We start from the raw sequence: 19,179 nt of genomic DNA, 5'->3' as shown, positions 1-19,179 counted from the left end.
TCACTCCAGGTTCTTGCGCGTGGCGCGCTTGGCGATCACGAAGAACAGCACCCCGATCGCCGCCATGGCCGCCAAGTTGGGCAGGAACACGGCCCAGATGTCGCCGGCCAAGAACACCGTCTTCAGCGAATCGACGAAGTAACGCGCCGGAACCAGCCGGGTGATGGCCCGGATTGGCGCGGGCATCGCGTCGATCTCATATAGAAACCCCGACAGCATGAAAGCCGGCAGAAAACCCGTGAACAGCGCGATCTGCGCCGCCAGAAACTGGTTGCGCGCCAGCGACGAAATCAACAGACCCTGACCCAGCGCCGGTACCATGAACACTGCGGACAAGAGCAGCAGCGCCGCCAGCGAGCCCCGCATCGGAACGCCGAACACGAATACCGCCAGCGCCGCCGCGCCCAGCGTGGACAGCATGCCGAGCACGAAGTACGGCAGCAGCTTGCCGATCAGGATTTCGGCCACCGAGGCCGGTGTGGACAGCACCGCCTCCATCGTGCCGCGCTCCCATTCACGCGCCACAACCAGCGCCGTTAGCATGGTGCCGATGATGGTCATGACGATGGCGATGGCGCCGGGAATCAGCGCTCGACGGCTTTCCAGCTCTGGGTTGAACCAGTAGCGCGGCTCCAGCACTACGGCCTGCGGCGGCGCCGCGACATCGAGCCCGGCGCGCCAGGTCTGGACCACGCCGCGGGCGTAGTTCTCGACGTAGTTGGCGGTATTGGGGTAGGAGCCGTCGGTGACGATCTGCACCAGCGGTTCGCTGCCGCGCTGCGCCAGGCGCTGCTCGAAGTCCTGCGGGATCACCACGTAGCCGCGCAGGTCGCCGGAGATCAGTTGATCGGCCACTTCGCGCCGGTCATGGGCGAAATGGGCATCCAGGAAGCGCGTACCGGCAAAGGCCGCCGCAAGCTCTTGCGCTGCAGCGCCGGGCGACTCCAGCACCACGCCGACGCGGACATCCTTCGCATCCAGCGACACCGCATAGGCGAACAACAGCAACAACACCACCGGCAGCACGAACGCGATCAGCAGCGTCGAGGGGTCGCGCAGCGCCTGGTAGCTTTCCTTGGTGACCAGGGCGATCAAGCGCCGCAGATCAAAATGGCGCAGGTCGGTCTGCTGTGGTCCATTCCCGTCTTTGTGCTTTGTGGTGCCGTTCATATGGCGGCCTCCAGCTCGCGGTCCGCCGACTCCACCAGGTGAATGAAGGCGTCCTCCATCGTCGGGTCGGGTCGTTCGGGGCTGATCGCCGAGCGTTTGAGCGCGTCGGGCGTATCCAGCGCAATCAGTTGCGCACGCGACAGCATGGCGACGCGGTCGCAGTACTCGGCCTCGTCCATGAAGTGGGTGGTGACCATGATGGTCACGCCCTTGCGTGCCAGGCCGTTGATGTGGGTCCAGAATTCGCGCCGGGTAATGGGGTCCACGCCCGACGTGGGCTCATCCAGGAACAGCACGGGCGGCCGGTGCATCAGCGAACAAGCCAATGCCAGGCGCTGCTTGTGTCCCAGCGGCAGGGAATCAGGCGTGGCGGACAGCCAGTCGCCCAGATCGAAGGTTTCGATCATCTCGGCAATGCGCTCGCGCCGGGTGTTGCCTTCCAGTCCGTAGACGCCGGCCGAGAATTCCAGGTTCTGCTGCACCGAGAGCAGGCCGTAGAGCGAAAACTTCTGCGCCATGTAGCCGAGCCGGCTCTTGGCCGCTCCGGTGGCGCGGCGCAGATCATGGCCCACTACATGCGCTTCGCCAGCAGTGGGTTTCAACAGGCCGCACAACATCTTGAAAGTGGTGGACTTGCCGGCACCGTTGGGGCCGAGCAGGCCGAAGATTTCGCCCTTTTGCACCTCGAAGCTGACGTTGTCGGTGGCGGTGAACTCGCCGAAGCGCTTGGTGAGGTTTCGGCACGACACGGCAATGTCGAAACCCAGCTCAACCGGCGGCAGACGCTCGGCCAGCGTCGAAGTGCCGCCGGGGCCGCCACCGAGCAGATCGATGAAGGCGTCTTCGAAGCGCGCTGGCACCTGCGCCAGCCGCACCTGCGCCTGATCGGACAGGGCCTGGAGCTGCTCCGCTTGAGCGCCCTCGCGCAACACCACGCGCACGCCGGCGCCTTGGATCACGCCATCGCTCACGCTCTCCAGGTCGAGCGCCTGTGTCAGCACCGCCCGGCGCTCGGCGCCGACGTTCTCCAGACGGAAGCTGCGGCCTTCGAGCTGCGCGGTGAGTTGCTGCGGCGGACCATCGAACAGGAGCTGTCCCTGGTTCAGCAACAGCACGCTCTCGCAGCGCTCGGCTTCGTCGAGATAGGCGGTGGACCACACCACGGCCATGCCCTCGTCGGTCAACGCCTGCACCATGCGCCATAAATCCTGGCGGCTGACCGGGTCGACGCCCACACCGGGCTCGTCCAGCAGCAGCACCTTGGGCCGCGCCATGAGTGCACAGGCAAGGCCCAGCTTCTGCTTCATGCCGCCGGAGAGCTTGCCGGCCAGGCGTTTGGTGAAGGGTCCGAGCCGCGTGAAGTCCAGCAGCTCGGCAAACAGAGCGGCGTTGCAGTCCGCATCCATACCGCGCAACTGCGCGTACAGGCGCATGTTCTCCATCACCGACAGGTCTTCGTACAGGCCAAAGCGCTGCGGCATGTAGCCGCTGGCGACGTGGATGGCGTCGTTGTCCTTGACCACGTCATAGCCTGCCAAGGTGACGTGGCCGGCGTTCGGCACCAGGAGGCCGGTCAGAATCCGCATCAGCGTCGTCTTGCCGGCGCCGTCGGGGCCGACCAGACCGGTCAGCCGCCCATAGTGGATGCGCGCGCTCAAGCCCCGCAGCGCCTTTATGTCGCCGAAATGCTTGTCCACGCCCTCGATGACGACGGCAGCGTCTTCGCGCGCACCCGTAGGCACCGCGGCGATGGCAGGGCTTGCCTGCATCTCAACGCTCCCCCGGGATAGTGGTGCCGGCTTTCGCATCGACCTCGATTGTCACCGGCATGCCCTGGCGCAAGGCACTGTCGCTGTCGGCTTCGTCGATGACGATGCGCAGGCGGTACACCAGATCCGTGCGCAAATCCGTCGTCTCCACCGTCTTGGGGGTGAACTCGGCGCGCGGCGAGATGAAGCCGATCTGGCCGCGATAGACCTTCTCTGATGAATCGCTTTTGACGCGCACCACAGTACCGGGCGCGATACGCCCCAAGTCCGACTCGCCCACGTAGGCGCGCACGTAAACCGGCTTGTCCAGGCTCAGGCTGTAGACCGCGCTCTGGCTTGCAACCATGCTGCCGGGCTCGCGCACCCGTGCGATGACGGTTCCGCTACTGGGCGCCATCAACTCGGTGTCCGCCAAGGCTGTCGTGGCTTGCGCTGCGGCGGCCTGTGCGGCCGCAAGGCGAGCCTCGGCCGCGGCAATGTCTTCCTTGCGAAAGCCTTCGGACGCTTGCGACAGGGCGGCCTTGGCTGCTGCGACGCCCGCGGTGGCTTGATCCCTCGCCGTGCGGGCGGCATCGACCGTGCGCTGGCTGCTGGCGCCTGATGCCAGCAGGCCACTTTGGCGTTGGAAATTGCGCTCGGTTTCGGTGGCGAGCGCCTGTGCCTGCCTGAGCGCTTCGCGCGCCAGGGTGATTTCCTGCGGCCGCAGGCCACGGCGCAGCTTGGCCAGTTCCGCCTGCGCCACTTGCACCTGGGCCTGCGCTGCCGCAAGGGCTTCCCGATACGGCTGCGCGTCGAGCGTCGCCAGCCGCGCACCGGCACTGACGGCATCGCCCTCATCGAAAGCCATTTGCATCACGCGCCCGGGCTGACGGAAGGCCAGTTGCACCTCGCGGATGTCGACGTTGCCGTAGAGGCGCAATGCATCTTGTTGTCCATGGTCGCGCGACAGCCAGAACGCCAGTGCGCCGCCAAGAGCGAGCACGACAACGGCGATCACGACCCAACGGGTTTTTCTGGAAAGGAGGTTTGGAGTTTTCATCGATGGGTTTCCGCTGGATAAAGGTGCTCAGTGCTCGCGTGCGACCGGCGCATTCGCCGCTGACCGGCGCCAGGCTATGGCCGCTATGCCAGCCCACACCAACGTGCGCAGCGTCATGGCGACCACCGTGCGCCGCTCCCAGGCGCCACCCAGAGCCACATGCACTCCGAAAGCCAGGAACACGAGTGCGGTCGCCACCGTGATGACAATCGCCAACCACGCGGCCCAGCGCCGGCGCATCCACAAGCCGACGCCGGCGACGATGTAGGCGATCCCGGCCAGAAAATTGAACCAGAGCACGAAAGGCACATAGTCGCCGGCGGCTTGGCGCGCCGCGCCGTCGACAAACAGGACTGCGCCGCCTTCCCAGATGGTCATCAGGCCAAAACCGATCGCAATCAAGGAGACCACGCGCATCCAGATCGAGCGTCCGCTGTGTGCCGTCATGTTCGTTGCTCCCGATTTGTGGAAGGGTTTGGAGGTCGCAGTCGCGCTTGCGGAGAAGACAGGTGTTTCATGTGTTGCTTTCGATGCCACGGCGATAGATGGCAAACACGGCTGGTGCGTCACGGCGGATGCGACAGACCTTGCCCGCCAACAGCGACTGCATGACCAGTCCCTGGATCGTGCCGATGAACAACACGGCGGCGGCATCCACATCCAGTCCCGCATCCAGTTCGCCCTGCGCCTTGCCGGCTTCGAGCAGGCGATGCAACCGCTCGCCGTAGTGCTGAATCAAGGTCTGCACCATTCGCTTGGGCAGGGTCTCTCCAGGTCGCTGCAATTCGCCGAAGAGCATCCTCGGCACACCCGGGTGCTCGGACACGAAGTCGATATGCGTCATGAAGACCGCCTCAAGGGCTGCGACCGGAGACGTAGTGCCTTCTGCTGCCTTGTCCACCCGAGCCAGCAGGCGTTCCGTGACCCAGGACATCACCGCCTGCAGGATGGCGTCCTTGGTCGGGAAGTGACGAAACAGCGCCCCCTGGGTCAGCCCCATACGCTGTGCGATGGCCGTGGTCGTGATGTCGCTGGGGTTCTGCTCGGCGGCCAAGTCGACCACCGCCTCGACTGTGGCCGCGCGCCGCTCATCGGCCGGTAGATGCTTGGAGTGTCCACTCATTGCTTGCGCCTTCGAAAGTGAGTAATCTATTACTATCTTAGCACCATGCAAGCTTGCCGCAAGAGGGGAAGCGCGAAAAGGAGGTCTCGATGAACAGCAGAACTGCTATCTCAGACGGCTGCCAACGGTCGATTTCTGGCGGGCGCATACGTCGCCCTCCGCACCTCATTGGCGGAAGGGCGCCGGCACATCGCAAGCCTGGCGGGGGCGTAAGTGGACGGGATGTGGATGGAGATGCTGGCGCCCGAGAGGCCGAACCAGAAGAAGACGAACAGGAGGTGGCCTTGGATTTCAGATTGCTGCGCTACTTCGTCGCAGTTGCGGAAGAACTGCATCTGGCCCGGGCAGCCGAGCGTCTGGGCATTGAGCAATCGCCTGTGTCGCGTGCGATGCGCGACCTGGAAAGCCAGCTTGGCGTGCAGTTGTTCGACCGCAGCACACGCCTGACGCGGCTGACCTGGGCCGGCCAGGTGTTCCTCGGCGAATGCCGGCGCGTGCAGGCCACCGTGGAGCAGGCAGTCAAGAGCGCCAAGGCGGCGGCACAGGGCTACCAAGGCAATCTACGCATCGCGATCTGCGACAGCCTGGCGCAGCCCCGCATCGCCACCTTGCTGGCACGCAGCCGCGAGGATGAGCCCGAGCTGGAGATTCGCGTCTTCGAGTTGCCGTTCGCGCAGCAGCTCAAGATGCTGCACGACGATCTGCTGGACATCGGCTTTGCCTTGTCAAACGCGGTACATGATGGCCTCGTCGCCGAGCCGGTGTGGACCGATCAGCTGTCGGTGATCGTGCCCGCACGCCACCCCTTGCTGGCGCACGTGCAGGTGCCGCTGGCCGAAGCCCTGAAGTTCCCGCTGGTTCTGTGCCATCCCGAATCGGGATCGGGCTGCCGCCATCAGATTCAAGCGTTGCTGCAGGACGCAGGCACGCCCCTCAAGCTGGTCGATGAAGTGACCAGCCTGGGTGTGATGCTGACCTTGGTGGGTGCCGGCTACGGCATCGGCTTCGCCATCGCCTCGCAGGTGCAGACGCTACAGCGCCCGGACATCTCCATTCGTCCCCTGGCCGGCACCCCACCGGTGCTCTATACCTACCTGCTGCGCCGCCAGGGCGAACCCTCGGAGCCCATGAAGCGGTTCATCGAGCGGGCGAAAGGCGGGCGGGACCGCGCCTGTCGATGATGAGTCAATCCTTTGAGGACGCAGCTCACCTGTCCGTTGCGGCCTGTGGCGTGATGTGCCAGTGGACAGATAGACTTCGGTATGAAATCCGATGCTCTGGCTGTTAGTGGATGTGCTTGGCTCGCTTTGGATCACCCGCAACGGCCTGCGTTGACCAGGCCGAAGACTTGAGTCCACAATCGAGTCCATTCCGTGACGCTTGGATCGGAAAAGACGTTCGTAATAAACGAGTTAGCGACCGGGTGCTGTTCCCTTCGCCCGCTCCAGAATCCCCAGCAAAAGCCCCCGGCAGCGTAAGTTGCCGGGGGCTTTTGTGCTTTTGGCGCCGCCAAACCGGCTCTTGTAGAATCCTCGGCATCCCTACAGCCCGGATCCTGCCGTATGCCCGCCTCCGCCCCGCACCGGCAATCGCTGTCCTGGCTCCTGCTCACCATCTTCTTTCTACTGGTCCGTCCCGCCTGGGCTGCCCAGGTGATCGATGCTGCGAGCGTCACCACCCAGCCCCTGACGTTGACCGCCTATGTCTCCGTCCTCGAAGACCCGAGCCGCAGTCTGACGCTGGCGGACGTGCAATCCTCTGCGCAGCAAGCCCTTTTCAAGGCCGATCAGCCACCCGGCAGTGCGCTGGCGATGGGTTTTACCCGCTCGGCCTTCTGGCTGAAGTTGCAGCTGAGCAATCCCGGCGATGCCCCGTTGCAGCGCCTGCTGGTGGTGGAGAACCCGCGTATCTCCCATGTGCAGATGAACATCCCGCAGGCAGATGGCAGTGTCAGGACGATCAACACCGGCAGCGACGTCCCGCAGAGCAACAAGGTCTACCCGAACCGCAACTTCGTCTTTCCGCTGAACCTGCCCGCGCACTCCGAACAGGTGCTGTACCTGCGGGTCGAGTCGAGTATCGGCCTGCTGGTGCCGCTGCAGTTGTGGCCGGTGAAGGCGTTCCACGCCTACGAACGCGATGACTACACCGGCAAGGCCTGGTACTTCGGCATCGCGGTGGCAATGATCCTGTTCAACCTGATGCTGCTGTTCGCCCTGCGCGACCCAATCTACCTGCTGTACGTGGTCTTCGTGAGCTGCACGGCCGGGGCGCTGGCGATCAAGAACGGCCTCGCTCCGGACTGGTCGATCTTCGGCGAGCCGCTCAATTCCAACGTGGTCTACTACTCCGGCGTGTCGATGGCCCTGGCCGCGCTGCTGCTGTTCGCCCGCCGGATGATGCAGTTCGAGCGGATACTGCCGCGCCTGGACCGGGTACTGCGCGGGATGATCCTGGCCTATCTGCTCAGCCCCGTCGCCTATGCGCTGGCGCTGCCGTATTTCTCCCGCGCCGGCATCCTGCTGAACTTCGCCACGGCGGTGATCCTGCTCATCGGTGCCGGCGTTGCCGCCTTCAAGCGCCAGCGCAGCGCGTTCTTCTTCCTCGCGGCCTTCGCGCTGCTGATGCTGGGCGGGGCGATGACCTCGCTGCGCGCCATGGGCATCGTGCCGACCAACCTGTTTACCGTGGACGGCCTGCAACTGGGGTCGGCGATGGAGATGATCGTGCTGGCCTTCGCCCTCGCCGACCGCTTCAACGTCATGCGCCGGGAGAAGGCCAGGGTGCAGGAGGAATTGATCCGTACCCAGCAACAGCTTGTGGATAACCTGCGCAGCTCCGAGCACGAGCTGGAACTGCGCGTCGCCGAGCGCACCGATGAACTGCGCGAGCTGAACAACCAGCTGGAGGCCATGAGCCTGACCGATGCCCTCACCGGCATTGCCAACCGGCGCCGCTTCGACCAGCTACTGGAGCAGGAATGGGACCACGCACGTCGCTCTGGTGAGGCTCTGGCCCTGGCGATCATCGATGTGGACTGGTTCAAGCGCTACAACGACCACTACGGCCACCCTGCCGGCGACGCCTGCCTGCGCGACATTGCCCGGACGCTGGCGGCCACGGTCAACCGCTCCACCGACCTGGTGGCACGCTATGGCGGCGAGGAGTTCGTTTTCCTCGCGCCGATGACCGACCTCGCCGGCGTGCGCGGCATGGCGAACAAGTTGCTGCAAGCGGTGGAAGCACTCGCCCTGCCCCACGAGCTGTCGCCGTTGGGGCGGGTGAGCGTGAGCATCGGCGTCGTAGCTGCGGTACCGAGTTCGGAATACTCCGCCGAGATGCTGGTGCAGCAGGCGGATGCGGCGTTGTATGAGGCGAAGAAGCAGGGGCGCAATCAGGTAGAGGGCTGACAGGCAGTCGATCGCTCCGCCGTCCTACACCCGGCTCAGCACTTTCATGGTGGTCGGCGAATATTTCAGGTGCGGGCTCGCTGGCACACCAGTATCCTACTGGATACAGGTGCAGCATGACCTATCAGCTAAAGCAAACTGCCCAGTTTGATCACTGGCTTTCTGAGCTCCGCGCCCCCCGCGGGAAAGTCGCAATCCTGCGTCGGCTGGACCGTATCCGGTCCGGTCATTTCGGCGACATCCGCTCGGTGGGCATCGGTGTCTCGGAAATCCGACTGGATGTCGGCCCTGGCTATCGCGTCTACTTCACGCGCCGTGGCGACGTGCCGATCCTGTTGCTGTATGGCGGCGACAAAACATCCCAGCAGCGCGATATCAAGCTGGCGCAGCAACTGGCGGGAGCAATTGAATGGCCATTGAACTGAGCGACTTCGACACTAGCCACCACCTCGACAATGAGGAGGTCATTGCCGAATACCTGTCCCAGGTCCTGTCTGACGGCGATACCGATGAGCTGCTACTCGCCATCGGCAACATTGCCAAGGCGCGCGGCATGACCAAGATCGCCAATGACTCGGGACTGGGCCGGGAGAGCCTGTACAAGGTCTTTGCGCCCGGAGCCAAGCCGCGCTTCGAGACGGTCATGAAGGTCATGCGCGCGCTGGGTGTCGAGTTGCAGGCAATTCCCGCCAGCAGCGGGAAATGAGGGACAGTCCCGCCCCCGCCCCGTCACTTGCTCATGCCCCCGCCTTCACTCTATCCCTCTCCTTCAGCAACGCCTGAATCACCTGCTCCTGTTCCTCATACCCACCCTCCCCGATCGACAGATGGCGCACGCGTCCCTGGGCATCGATGAAATAGTGCGCCGGCCAGTACTGGTTGGCGAAGGCGTTCCAGATCCGGTACTGGTTATCCAGCGCCACGGGGTAGTGGATATCGTGCTGTTTCACCGCTTCGCGAACGTTGGCGGGTACGCGTTCGAAGGGGTACTCCGGGGTATGCACGCCGATCACCACCAGGCCCTGGTCGGTGTACTTCTTCGCCCAGGCGTTCACATACGGCAGGCTGTGCTGGCAGTTGATGCAGTCGTAGGTCCAGAAGTCGATCAGCACCACCTTGCCGCGCAGGTCGCGCAGGCTCAGTTCGGGGCTGTTGATCCACTCCACCGCGCCTTGCAGTTCGGGAGCCGGGCCGAGGTCGGGCAGGCGTTCGGCGCCGTGGGCCAGGTCGCCGGGCATCAGTTGGCTGATCAGCGCGGGCACGCCGTCGATGACCTTGCGTTCCAGGCTGTTCACCAGCCTGGACGAACCGCCGGAAGCCAGTTGTGCGCTGGTGCCGCTGGCGATGCCGACCACGGCCAGCAGGGCGAGTACACCAGTGGCGCGGCGCAGACCCTCGATGACGCCCATGCGCGGCCGCAGCTGCTGCATCAGCCGGCGCCCGGCGAAAAGCACGATACCGAGCACGGTGGCACTGCCCAGACCGTAGGTAAACAGCAGCAAACTGGTCTGCGCGCTCGGGCCTTGCAGCATGGCGCCGGAGAGAATCAGCCCCAGCACCGGGCCGGCGCAGGGCGCCCACAGCAGGCCGGCGGCAAAGCCCATCACCCACGCGGAGAACGTCGGCGGCATGCGCCGGGCTTCACCGTGCAGACGATCGCCGATCCAGGCCCAGGGGCGCGCCAGCCAATCGCTGAAGCGCGGCCAGAGCAGCGCCAGTGCAGAGACCGACAGCAGCACCAACGCAAACCACCGACCCCATTCGCTGGCGGCAATCACCCAGTTGCTGGAGACGGTCGCCAGGCTCGCCAGCACGGCGAAGCCGCTGGCCAGGCCGAGCAGCGTGACCCACGGCGACCACGCCGGGCCGCCGGCACGCTGCAACAACAATGGAAGCACGGGAAGGATGCAGGGGCTGAGCAGGGTCAGCGCCCCGCCGAGAAAGGCGATGAGCAGCATGGAAACCTCGATGGGCCGCCGGCCCGTGGGCTTTTTCTGGAGTGAACAGCGGGAAAAAACGCCGCGGCCATCCGTGGCTGCGGCTCGGGGGAATCAGCCGCCTTCGTTGCAGTCGGTGGCGAACTTGCGGTAGGCCAGGCTGTGCGGCTGGCCGTGGGAATCCAGGTAATCCATGCGGGCGTTGACGATGCCGCAGTCAAAGGGCGACGCCGCCTCTTCCTGGATAGCAACGACCTTCTTCACGTCCAGTTTCTGGCCGTAGTGATACTGCTCAACGGGCTGCGTGTCGGCAGCCTGGGCGCCGAAGCTGGCGAAAGCGGCGAGGGAAGCGAAGAGGCAAGCGTTGGCGAGCTGGATGGCTTTCATGGGGGTTCTCCTGTCCTGTGTCGGGTTTGGCCGGCGAGGGCTGTGTGCCTCGCCGTTGGTGCCCATTTCACGTTCAGGAGGTATCGGGCTTGTGTCGCGCAGGCCCTTGGTTTGCTGCGCCGGGTATCGGAGGCCGGCCTGGATACAGTGGAATACAAAGCACGGCAGGCAAGCGTGGCGCTGCGCTATAAACTCGCCTCAACCCACTGTGAATGAGGCACCGGCATGGACCATGTCGATCACGTACTGATCGTCGACGACGACCGCGAGATCCGCGAGTTGGTCGGCAACTACCTGAAGAAGAACGGCCTGCGCGTGAGCCTGGCGGCGGATGGCCGGCAGATGCGCGCCTTCCTCGACGCCAACTCGGTCGACCTGATCGTGCTCGACATCATGATGCCCGGCGACGACGGCCTGAAGCTGTGCCGCGAGCTGCGCGTGGGCAAGCACAAGTCCACACCGGTGCTGATGCTCACCGCGCGCAACGACGAGACCGACCGCATCATCGGCCTGGAGATGGGCGCCGACGACTACCTCACCAAGCCCTTCTCCGCCCGTGAACTGCTGGCACGAATCAACGCCGTGCTGCGCCGCACGCGCATGCTGCCGCCGAACCTGCAGGTCAGCGAGGCGAGCCGGCTGATCGGCTTCGGCCGCTGGAAGCTGGACACCACCGCGCGCCACCTGCTCGATGAAGACGGCACCCTGGTCGCCCTGAGCGGCGCCGAGTACCGCCTGCTGCGCGTGTTCGTCGATCATCCGCAGCGTGTGCTCAGCCGCGAGCAATTGCTGAACCTCACGCAAGGCCGCGAGGCGGACATCTTCGATCGCTCCATCGACCTGCTGGTCAGCCGCCTGCGCCAGCGCCTGCTGGATGACGCCCGCGAACCCGCCTACATCAAGACGGTGCGCAGCGAAGGCTACGTCTTCGCCCTGGCCGTCGAACTGCTCGAGCCCAACGCATGAAATCCGTCCTGCACTGGCCACGCACGCTGGCCGCGCGCCTGGCGCTGATCTTCCTCGCCGGGCTGGTGTTCGCCTACAGCCTGTCATTCTGCTCGCAGTTCTACGAGCGCTACCAGAGCGCGCGCAGCATGATGCTGGGCAACCTGGAAACCGACGTCAGCACCGCCGTCGCCCTGCTCGATCGCCTGCCGCTGGACGAGCGCGAGCGCTGGCTGCCCATGGTGCAGCGGCCCAACTACCGCTACCGCCTGGATGGCGGCCAGCCCGGCGAGCCGATGAACATGGCGCAGGCGCCCATGGCGGCGACCTCCATCGCCGACGCCATTGGCCCACGCTACGGGCTGCGCTTCGAGAACATCCCCGGCTCCATCCCGCACTTCCAGGTGCACCTGAAACTGGCCGACGGCATGCCGCTGACCATCGACGTGACGCCCAAGGGCGTGCCCGTGGCGCAATGGCTGCCCTGGGTACTGATCGTCCAGCTGGCATTGCTGCTGTTCTGCACCTGGCTTGCCGTGCGCCTGGCGATTCGCCCGCTGACACGACTGGCCCAGGCCGTGGACCACCTTGACCCGGACGCCCCCGCGCCCGAACTGGACGAGCGCGGTCCCAGCGAAGTCGCCTACGCCGCCCGCGCCTTCAACGCGCTGCAAGGTCGTATCAGCGCGTACCTCAAGGAGCGCATGCAACTGCTGGCGGCCATTTCCCATGACCTGCAGACGCCCATCACGCGGATGAAGCTGCGCGTCGAGCAGATGGACGACTCGCCCGAGCGCGAGCGCCTGTGGAGCGACCTCGAAGAGATGCAGCACCTGGTCCGCGAAGGCGTGGCCTACGCACGCAGCATGGACGGCGCCAGCGAGGCGGCGGTCAAGGTCGACTTCGATTCATTCCTCGACAGCCTCGTCCTCGACTACCAGGACAGCGGCCAGGCCGTGGAGCTTCAAGGCAGCAGCAACGTCGTGCTGGAAACCCGCCCCCACGCGCTGCGCCGGGTGCTCACCAACCTGGTGGACAACGCACTGAAGTTCGGCGGCGCCGCCCAGGTGCAAGTCGAACGCGATGCCCAGGGTGTCGTGTGTATCCGTGTGCTCGACGACGGCCCCGGCATCCCCGAGGAGGAACTCGCCGAGGTGTTGAAACCCTTCTACCGGGTGGAAAGCTCGCGCAACCGCGGCACCGGCGGCACCGGCCTGGGGCTGGCGATTGCCCAGCAACTGAGCCAGGCCCTGGGCGGCACGCTGAGCCTGTCCAACCGCGCCACGGGCGGGCTGTGCGCGCAGCTGGAGTTGCGCCCCGCCAGCTGAGGCTGCGCTTGAGCGAGGTGTACACAGAGATACAAGACGGCCTTCCCCGGACACATCCGGTATAAGGCCCGTCGCCAAGATGGCTCCACGAACAGCGGCGGCAACCCGCCCGCCGCGTTCCCCAAAGGAGCCTGCCATGATCCGTCCCGCCGAAAACGCCAGCCTGCATGGCTGGCGCCTGTTCTCCCTGCTGTCCGCCCTGGTGCTGCTCGCCACCGCATTGGCCCTGTGGAGCCAACCGCAATGGGTCGCAGCCCTGCGTAGCGCGATCCGTGTCACCGCCCGCACGTCCTTCGCGCTCTTCCTCGCCACCTTTCTCGCCTCGTCCCTGATGGCAGTGGTACCGAGCGGCTTCACCCGCGGCCTGCTGCGTGAGCGACGCTTCCTCGGGCTGGCCTTCGCCTTCTCCCACGCCGTGCACGCGGTGCTGATCATCCTCTATGTGAAATTCTTCCCCGAGACCTTCTGGCACGGCCGCAGCGCCGCCGCGAACATCCCCGGCTCCGTCGGCTATGTCTTCATCATCCTGCTGACCCTCACGTCTTTCCCCTACGCAGTGAGACTGCTCGGCGCCCGTGCCTGGAAACTGCTGCACAGCACCGGCACCTGGGTGATCGCCGGGGTCTTCCTGCTCTCCTTCTACAAGCGCCTGCCGATGGGCTCCTGGTACCCGCTGGGCTTCGGCCTGATCTTCAGCGCCATCGCCTTCAAGCTCGTCGCCAAGCTGGCCGTGCACCTGCGCCGTAGCGCGCGCCCCGCGCTGCCGAACGCCTGAGCTTCGACTTCATCGACGACCGGGCTATTGCCGCCCGCCCAAGCCTTGCCCACGACCTTGCCCAAGAGGTGCACCATGACCCTGCTGACCCTGAACCCGATCAAGACCGTCCTCGACCAACTCGACCGCCTCGCCGCCTGGGGCTGGGACATTCCCCTGCGGCTGTTCCTGGCCTGGGAGTTCTTCGAATCAGGCCTGGAGAAATGGCATGGCGACAACTGGTTCGAACAGATCCACGCCAGCTTCCCCTTCCCCTTCAACCACTTCTCCGCCGGCTTCGACTGGCAGGTATCGATGTGGGCCGAACTGATCGCGCCGATCCTGCTCCTGCTCGGCGTGGCCACGCGCTTCGCTTCCGCGTCGCTGATCGTCGTCACCATCGTCGCCATCGCCGCGGTGCACTGGCCGGCGCAGTGGTCGACCTTGTCCGAGCTCGCCCAGGGCTATTCGATCACCGACCACGGCTTCGGCAACTACAAGCTGCCGCTGATCTACCTGGTCGCACTGCTGCCGCTGCTGTTGAAAGGTGCGGGAGCGCTGAGTGTGGATGGAATGATCCGCCGGCTGTATCGCTCGCACAGCTGACCCTGGCTTCGGACAAGGGAAAGGCAGGTTTGCCTTTCCCTTGTCGCTTCCGCAGCAGACGCCCCCATTACTTGCGCGCAAACAGCGACGCCAGAGGCAACTTGGTGATGGCAAAACCCAGCAATAACAGCAGCGAATAGAGCGCCAGGCTGGTGGAAATCGCTTGCCCCTCGTACCAAGCCCCGATGATCACCGCAAAAACAGGGAAAATGATGAACACAAAGGACAGGACCACGGGGCTCAGTCGTTTCAACAAGAAGAAGTAGACGAGGAAACCACCCACCGAGGCGCACAGCCCGAGGTATGTCAGCGCCCACCAGGACCTGGCGGATATCTGCGAAAACGACGGCTGCTCCACCAGCAATCCGAGGACGAACAGCGCCAACCCGGCAATGCCGATGGGCAGAGTGTTGTAGGTAACGACGCTGATCGCCGAGCCTCTCTGCTTGGTCACCACATAACACAGGGCATGCATCAGCGCGGCGGCAAGGATGGCCAGCACACCAATGAAACCCTGGTGTTCGAAACCCAGGCCCTGCTCACGAAGAATCATGTACAGGCTGGCAAAGCCGATGGCGATGCCGATCACCTGGAGTGTCTGAATCCTTTCTCGCAGGAATATCGCCGAGAAGATCAGGATGAAGACGGGCATGCAACTGAACAGCAGCGCTGTCAGCCCTGAGGAAACCAGGGTCTCGCCGTAGTTGAGGAGGAAGTACGGCACACCGAAGTAGCAAAGCGTGACGAAAATGAAGAAGCCCCGGCTTTGTCGAGGGAAGACAATCGCATCACCGCGCATCCGGGCGAATGCCAGGAACAATGGAAAGGCAATCAGGAAGCGCAGACCGGATGCCGTCAGCGGTGGCACCGTTTCAACGGCGATGCGGATACCCAGCCAGGTCGTGCCCCAACTGAGGCAGACAGTCAGGAACAGCACGGCCGTCACGGCACCTGCCAGCCAACTCTTCCGGGCAATAGGAGTGAGTTCCTGGGAAGCGGAAATGGTCATGACAGCAGCTCCAGATAGCGCTATGGATGGGTTCTTGTTACTACAATGAACCCGTTCAATCCGAAGCTATTGGCCTGTGAAATGACTGTCAAACCCTGTATTGACACCGTGTCAATTCTCCGCCACGCACTGGAATCGGGGCGCGGCACAAAATACAAACGCCTCGCGTCAGCCTTGGAGTTATGCATTCTCGATGGCTCCCTCGCAGCCGGCAGCAAGCTCACTCCCCAACGCATTCTGGCCTACAAACTCAATGTCACCGTGGGCACCGTGAGCCGCGCCTACGCCGAACTCGAGCGCATGGGCCTGGTAGTGCCAAGGGTGGGCGATGGGACTTTCGTTCGCCAGCGTGGTCTGGAGCGCAAGCGAGATGAGGGTTACCGCAATGTCGCTGAGTCCCCGGCGTTCTACGACATGAGCCGCAACCTGCACATCCCTGGGGCCGAGACCAGCCTGCTGGCACAGAGCCTAATGATCCTTGCACAGGATGTGAGCACGCTGGGAGAGCTGATGACCTACACACCGGAGGTCGGCCTGCCGCGCTTCCGTGCTGCCGGGGCGAAGTGGCTTTCCAGCCATGGTTTCCGCGCTCACCCTGAGCAGGTGCTGTGCACCAACGGCAGCCAGCACGCCTTGCTTTGTACGCTGATGGCGCTGCTGCGGCCCGGCGACACCCTGGTGACCGAACCTCTCACCTACCCTGGCCTGATCAGTGCAGCGCGGCTGCTGGGTATTCGTCTTCTGGCGGCGACGATGGACGACGACGGATTGCTACCGCACTCGCTGGACGAACTCTGCCGACTGCACCGAGTTACCGCCCTGTATTGCACCCCCACTCTGCAGAATCCCACGACCTCCATCCTGCCCACGGAACGTCGGCAGGCCATCGCGACGATTTGCCGGGAGCACAACCTGCTGATCATCGAGGACGAAACCCATGCGGTCCTGCTGGAAGATCGGCCCGCGCCCTTGAGTCACTTCGTCCCCGAGCGAAGCATTCTGATTGGCGGCATGAGCAAGGTGGTCGCCGCCGGCCTTCGCGTTGGCTACCTGCACGCCCCCGTAGCGATGGTGAGCCGGCTGGCAGCAGCGCTGCGAGGCTCCTGCTGGATGGCAACTCCCCTCCCCCTGGAGTTGGCCACCCGCTGGATCGATGACGGCACCGCGCAGATTCTGCTGCAGCAGCAAGCCGCCGAGATCGCTCGCCGCAAGGCACTGGTGACGCAGTTGCTGGAAGGATTGAACTACCGAACTCACTCCAGGAGCCCGCATTTCTGGATCCAGGTGCCCGAGCCATGGCGCGCCTCGGACGTGGAAAGCGACTTGGCGGCCAAGCACTACCGCATCGCGACCGCGGAATCCTTTGCTGTCGGTCACGCTGCAGTTCCGCAGTTCGTCAGGGTCAGCATCTGCGACGGAGCGATGGATGACGTGCAGTTGTGTTTGGGATTCCAGGCGCTCTCGGTCGCTCTGGACAGTGATACCGCATCCACGGAACGCTCATAGGCGAGAGGGTGCTCGCGAACGGATTTCCCCGCCTGGTCTGCAGCCAGGCCGGTTCGCGAGCAAGCTCGCTCCTACGGAAAAGAAAAAAGCCCGCGCACCGATGACGGTACGCGGGCTGGGCTGTGGATAACAAGCAGATCAGGGAATCACGAACCCAACTTCGATATTGCCGCGAGTCCCCTTGGAGTATGGGCAGATCTGGTGAGCCTCATCGACCAGCTTCGCCTTGTCCTCGGCCTGCAGCCCCGGCAGGTGCACGGTGAGCTGGGCAGCCAGGGCGAAACCGCCGTCGGCGGTGTTGCCCAGGGAGACTTCGGCGTCCACCGCCACATCGGCTGGCAGGCGCACGTTCAGTTTCTGCCCGGCGCGGCGCAGGGCACCGATGAAGCAGGCGGACCAGCCAATGGCGAACAGCTGCTCGGGGTTGGTGCCGGGGCGGCCGGAACCAGGCGGGCTCAGGGGCAGATCCAGGTCAGCGTCGACAGTCTGGCCGCGACCGTCGCGACCTCCGGTAGTGTGGGTGTGGGCGGTGTAGATCACGCTTGCCAGGGTATCGGTCATGACGCTTCTCCTTCAGGGCGGGCCAAGTGGGGACGACGCGGTGTGGTGCAGTTAGGGCGGGTGCCGATCACCACGCCTTGCTCTTTCAGGCTGCGCAGCAGGGCGATGCCCTGCTCTTCGATGGCGGCCAGTTCGATGCCGGCGATTTCCGCCAGCGCCTTCAGGTGTTCGCGACCGGTCAGTTGCCATTGCTGCAGCGACACCAGCAGCGCATGGGCCAGCGGGGCCAGGCGCGAGAAGTGCACCTTCAGGTCCGCGCCGCGGCGTGCCAGCAGCAGTGTCGGCTCGGTCGGGGCTTGCAGCGGGATATGCTCCGGGCCGATATGGCTGACCGGCCAGACGTAGGCCAGCGGCAGCGCGAGGCTGGAGAGCTGCGGTACGCCATCGAGCAGGTCGCCGTCCGGATCGTGGGCCGGTTCGGCCTTGTCGCTGAGCAGCAGCGCGGTCTCGATCCATTCGTAGTGAGCCAGCTCGGCCACCCAGCCGGGCTGCTCGCCGCGGCTTTCGAGGTAGTCGACGAACTCGCCGGCAACCTCCGTGAAGAGCGGCGTCTGGCAACGGAAGCCGGCGTAGAAATCCTCGGTCAGCGCTTGCCAATGCTCGTGCGCGAGGCTGGCCTGCAGCACCGGGAAATTGCCGGCCAGCAGCGATTGCAGGTTGCCGAAGAACAGTTGCCGGTACACCGCCAGGCGCCGCGCCTCGATGCCGGGCGGCGGTTCATTGGCCTGCGGGTCGCGGATGAAGCGGGTCATGCGCAACTGCTGTTCGCGCAGGGACTCAGCCATGGCGCACCTCCGGCTGGCGAACGGTGCTTTGCAGGCGGCGGATGTAGTCCACCTCGCCGAGCAATCCGGCGAGCGGCGGCAGGTTGAAGTCTCGTTCCAGCAGGGTCGGGACGGTGCCCAGATACTGGTAGGCGCTGGCCAGCAAGTTCCAGACATCGTCCTTCACCGCTGCGCCGTGGGTGTCGACCTTAAGGTCCGGCGCCTCGTCGTAATGCCCGGCGACGTGTAGGCAGACGACACGATCCGCCGGCACGCGGGCCAGGAAGCTGGCGGCGTCGTAGCCGTGGTTGTGGGCATTGACGTAGAGGTTGTTGACGTCCAGCAGCAGGTCGCAGTCGGCCTCGCTCAGCACGGCGCGCAGGAAGTCGATTTCGCTCAGCGCCTGGTAGGGCGCGGCGTAGTAGGAGATGTTTTCCACGGCGATGCGACGGCCAAGGATGTCCTGCACTTCACGGATGCGCCCGGCGATGTGCTGCACCGCTTCGTCGGTGAAGGGCATCGGAATCAGGTCGTAGAGGTGGCCGTCGTCGGAGCAGTAGCTCAGGTGTTCGCTGAACAGCGGCACATGGTGCTGGTCGAGGAACTCGCGGACACGGCGCAGGAACACGTGGTCCAGAGGCTCCGGGCCGCCGAGAGACAGCGACAGGCCGTGGCAGGACAGCGGGAAGCGTTCGGCCAGGCGCGCCAGGCCTTCGCCATAGGTGCCGCCGACACCGATCCAGTTGTCCGGGGCGACTTCGAGGAAATCCACGGCGCGGTCGTCCATTGTCAGCAGGTCGGGCAGCAGGGCGCGGCGCAGGCCTAGGCCGGCTCCATTGAGAGAAGTGGTCATGGCGGTCTCCTGGGCGAA

The 19,179-nt window shown here is 64.8% G+C and carries 20 protein-coding genes; 9 read left to right on the top strand and 11 right to left on the bottom strand.

The window, feature by feature from the left end:
• The 5 genes from A9513_RS28325 to A9513_RS28305 form a co-directional block, all read right to left on the bottom strand.
• Entirely contained in the window at positions 1-1,170 is a 1,170-nt protein-coding gene (locus A9513_RS28325) for an ABC transporter permease (RefSeq protein WP_017244798.1), read from the bottom strand.
• Positions 1,167-2,939: an ATP-binding cassette domain-containing protein gene (locus A9513_RS28320; RefSeq protein WP_065086169.1), complete on the bottom strand. Its 1,773-nt coding sequence runs from the start codon at positions 2,937-2,939 to the stop codon at positions 1,167-1,169. The genes A9513_RS28325 and A9513_RS28320 overlap by 4 nt, the downstream gene beginning before the upstream one ends.
• Before the next feature lies 1 nt (position 2,940).
• Positions 2,941-3,978: a secretion protein HlyD gene (gene hlyD / locus A9513_RS28315; RefSeq protein ID WP_065086168.1), complete on the bottom strand. Its 1,038-nt coding sequence runs from the start codon at positions 3,976-3,978 to the stop codon at positions 2,941-2,943.
• Positions 3,979-4,005: 27 nt separating this feature from the next.
• Positions 4,006-4,425, bottom strand: a complete 420-nt coding sequence (locus tag A9513_RS28310) for a hypothetical protein (protein ID WP_023125218.1) — start codon at positions 4,423-4,425, stop codon at positions 4,006-4,008.
• Between the two features lie 67 nt (positions 4,426-4,492).
• The gene (locus tag A9513_RS28305; RefSeq protein WP_015476681.1) at positions 4,493-5,101 is read right to left on the bottom strand and encodes a TetR/AcrR family transcriptional regulator; all 609 of its coding nucleotides are present in this window, start codon (positions 5,099-5,101) and stop codon (positions 4,493-4,495) included.
• 284 nt (positions 5,102-5,385) lie between these two features.
• Between A9513_RS28305 and A9513_RS28300 the strand changes: the two genes are divergently transcribed.
• From A9513_RS28300 to A9513_RS28285, 4 genes are all read left to right on the top strand, one after another.
• Positions 5,386-6,282 carry a LysR family transcriptional regulator gene (locus tag A9513_RS28300; RefSeq protein WP_065086167.1) on the top strand — a complete coding sequence of 299 codons (897 nt, stop codon included), beginning with the start codon at positions 5,386-5,388 and terminating at the stop codon, positions 6,280-6,282.
• 381 nt (positions 6,283-6,663) lie between these two features.
• The gene (locus A9513_RS28295; RefSeq protein WP_065086166.1) at positions 6,664-8,511 is read left to right on the top strand and encodes a diguanylate cyclase; all 1,848 of its coding nucleotides are present in this window, start codon (positions 6,664-6,666) and stop codon (positions 8,509-8,511) included.
• Positions 8,512-8,627: 116 nt separating this feature from the next.
• Positions 8,628-8,936 carry a type II toxin-antitoxin system RelE/ParE family toxin gene (locus tag A9513_RS28290; RefSeq protein WP_065086165.1) on the top strand — a complete coding sequence of 103 codons (309 nt, stop codon included), beginning with the start codon at positions 8,628-8,630 and terminating at the stop codon, positions 8,934-8,936.
• Positions 8,921-9,217: an addiction module antidote protein gene (locus A9513_RS28285; protein WP_037011255.1), complete on the top strand. Its 297-nt coding sequence runs from the start codon at positions 8,921-8,923 to the stop codon at positions 9,215-9,217. The genes A9513_RS28290 and A9513_RS28285 overlap by 16 nt, the downstream gene beginning before the upstream one ends.
• 31 nt (positions 9,218-9,248) lie before the next feature.
• Here the strand turns inward: A9513_RS28285 and A9513_RS28280 are convergent, their stop codons facing one another.
• Both A9513_RS28280 and A9513_RS28275 read right to left on the bottom strand, forming a co-directional pair.
• Positions 9,249-10,469, bottom strand: a complete 1,221-nt coding sequence (locus A9513_RS28280) for a cytochrome c biogenesis protein DipZ (RefSeq protein WP_065086164.1) — start codon at positions 10,467-10,469, stop codon at positions 9,249-9,251.
• Between the two features lie 93 nt (positions 10,470-10,562).
• A complete protein-coding gene (locus A9513_RS28275) occupies positions 10,563-10,835 on the bottom strand; it encodes a DUF2790 domain-containing protein (RefSeq protein ID WP_024767565.1) in 273 nt (90 codons plus the stop codon).
• A gap of 225 nt (positions 10,836-11,060) precedes the next feature.
• On the opposite strand from A9513_RS28275, the gene A9513_RS28270 reads away from it, so the two are divergent.
• From A9513_RS28270 to A9513_RS28255, 4 genes are all read left to right on the top strand, one after another.
• Positions 11,061-11,801, top strand: coding sequence for a response regulator (locus A9513_RS28270; RefSeq protein WP_024767564.1), 741 nt, complete (start codon positions 11,061-11,063; stop codon positions 11,799-11,801).
• Positions 11,798-13,108 (top strand): ATP-binding protein, encoded by a 1,311-nt coding sequence (locus tag A9513_RS28265; RefSeq protein WP_083196245.1) that lies wholly within the window; start codon positions 11,798-11,800, stop codon positions 13,106-13,108. Before A9513_RS28270 ends, A9513_RS28265 begins: the two co-directional genes overlap by 4 nt.
• 136 nt (positions 13,109-13,244) lie before the next feature.
• Positions 13,245-13,883 carry a hypothetical protein gene (locus A9513_RS28260; protein ID WP_065086163.1) on the top strand — a complete coding sequence of 213 codons (639 nt, stop codon included), beginning with the start codon at positions 13,245-13,247 and terminating at the stop codon, positions 13,881-13,883.
• Positions 13,884-13,958: 75 nt separating this feature from the next.
• A complete protein-coding gene (locus tag A9513_RS28255) occupies positions 13,959-14,468 on the top strand; it encodes a DoxX family protein (protein ID WP_024767562.1) in 510 nt (169 codons plus the stop codon).
• Between the two features lie 67 nt (positions 14,469-14,535).
• Here A9513_RS28255 and A9513_RS28250 read toward each other — a convergent pair whose 3' ends face one another.
• Positions 14,536-15,477 (bottom strand): DMT family transporter, encoded by a 942-nt coding sequence (locus tag A9513_RS28250; protein ID WP_065086162.1) that lies wholly within the window; start codon positions 15,475-15,477, stop codon positions 14,536-14,538.
• An 81-nt stretch (positions 15,478-15,558) separates the two neighbouring features.
• Between A9513_RS28250 and A9513_RS28245 the strand changes: the two genes are divergently transcribed.
• Positions 15,559-16,983 carry a PLP-dependent aminotransferase family protein gene (locus A9513_RS28245; protein WP_065086191.1) on the top strand — a complete coding sequence of 475 codons (1,425 nt, stop codon included), beginning with the start codon at positions 15,559-15,561 and terminating at the stop codon, positions 16,981-16,983.
• 138 nt (positions 16,984-17,121) lie between these two features.
• Here the strand turns inward: A9513_RS28245 and A9513_RS28240 are convergent, their stop codons facing one another.
• From A9513_RS28240 to A9513_RS28230, 3 genes are read right to left on the bottom strand one after another with little or no spacing between them, the layout of a single operon-like run.
• Positions 17,122-17,544 (bottom strand): organic hydroperoxide resistance protein, encoded by a 423-nt coding sequence (locus A9513_RS28240; RefSeq protein WP_065086161.1) that lies wholly within the window; start codon positions 17,542-17,544, stop codon positions 17,122-17,124.
• Complete coding sequence (locus A9513_RS28235; protein ID WP_024767558.1) at positions 17,541-18,329, bottom strand: DUF2063 domain-containing protein; 789 nt, start codon at positions 18,327-18,329, stop codon at positions 17,541-17,543. The genes A9513_RS28240 and A9513_RS28235 overlap by 4 nt, the downstream gene beginning before the upstream one ends.
• Positions 18,322-19,161: a DUF692 domain-containing protein gene (locus A9513_RS28230; RefSeq protein WP_065086160.1), complete on the bottom strand. Its 840-nt coding sequence runs from the start codon at positions 19,159-19,161 to the stop codon at positions 18,322-18,324. Before A9513_RS28230 ends, A9513_RS28235 begins: the two co-directional genes overlap by 8 nt.
• Positions 19,162-19,179 lie beyond the last annotated feature (18 nt).

Source organism: Pseudomonas sp. AU12215, assembly GCF_001675465.2.
Lineage (GTDB): Bacteria > Pseudomonadota > Gammaproteobacteria > Pseudomonadales > Pseudomonadaceae > Pseudomonas > Pseudomonas nitroreducens.
The sequence above is the reverse complement of the archived record's forward strand: the minus strand, read 5'-3'. Positions and strand labels throughout refer to the sequence as shown.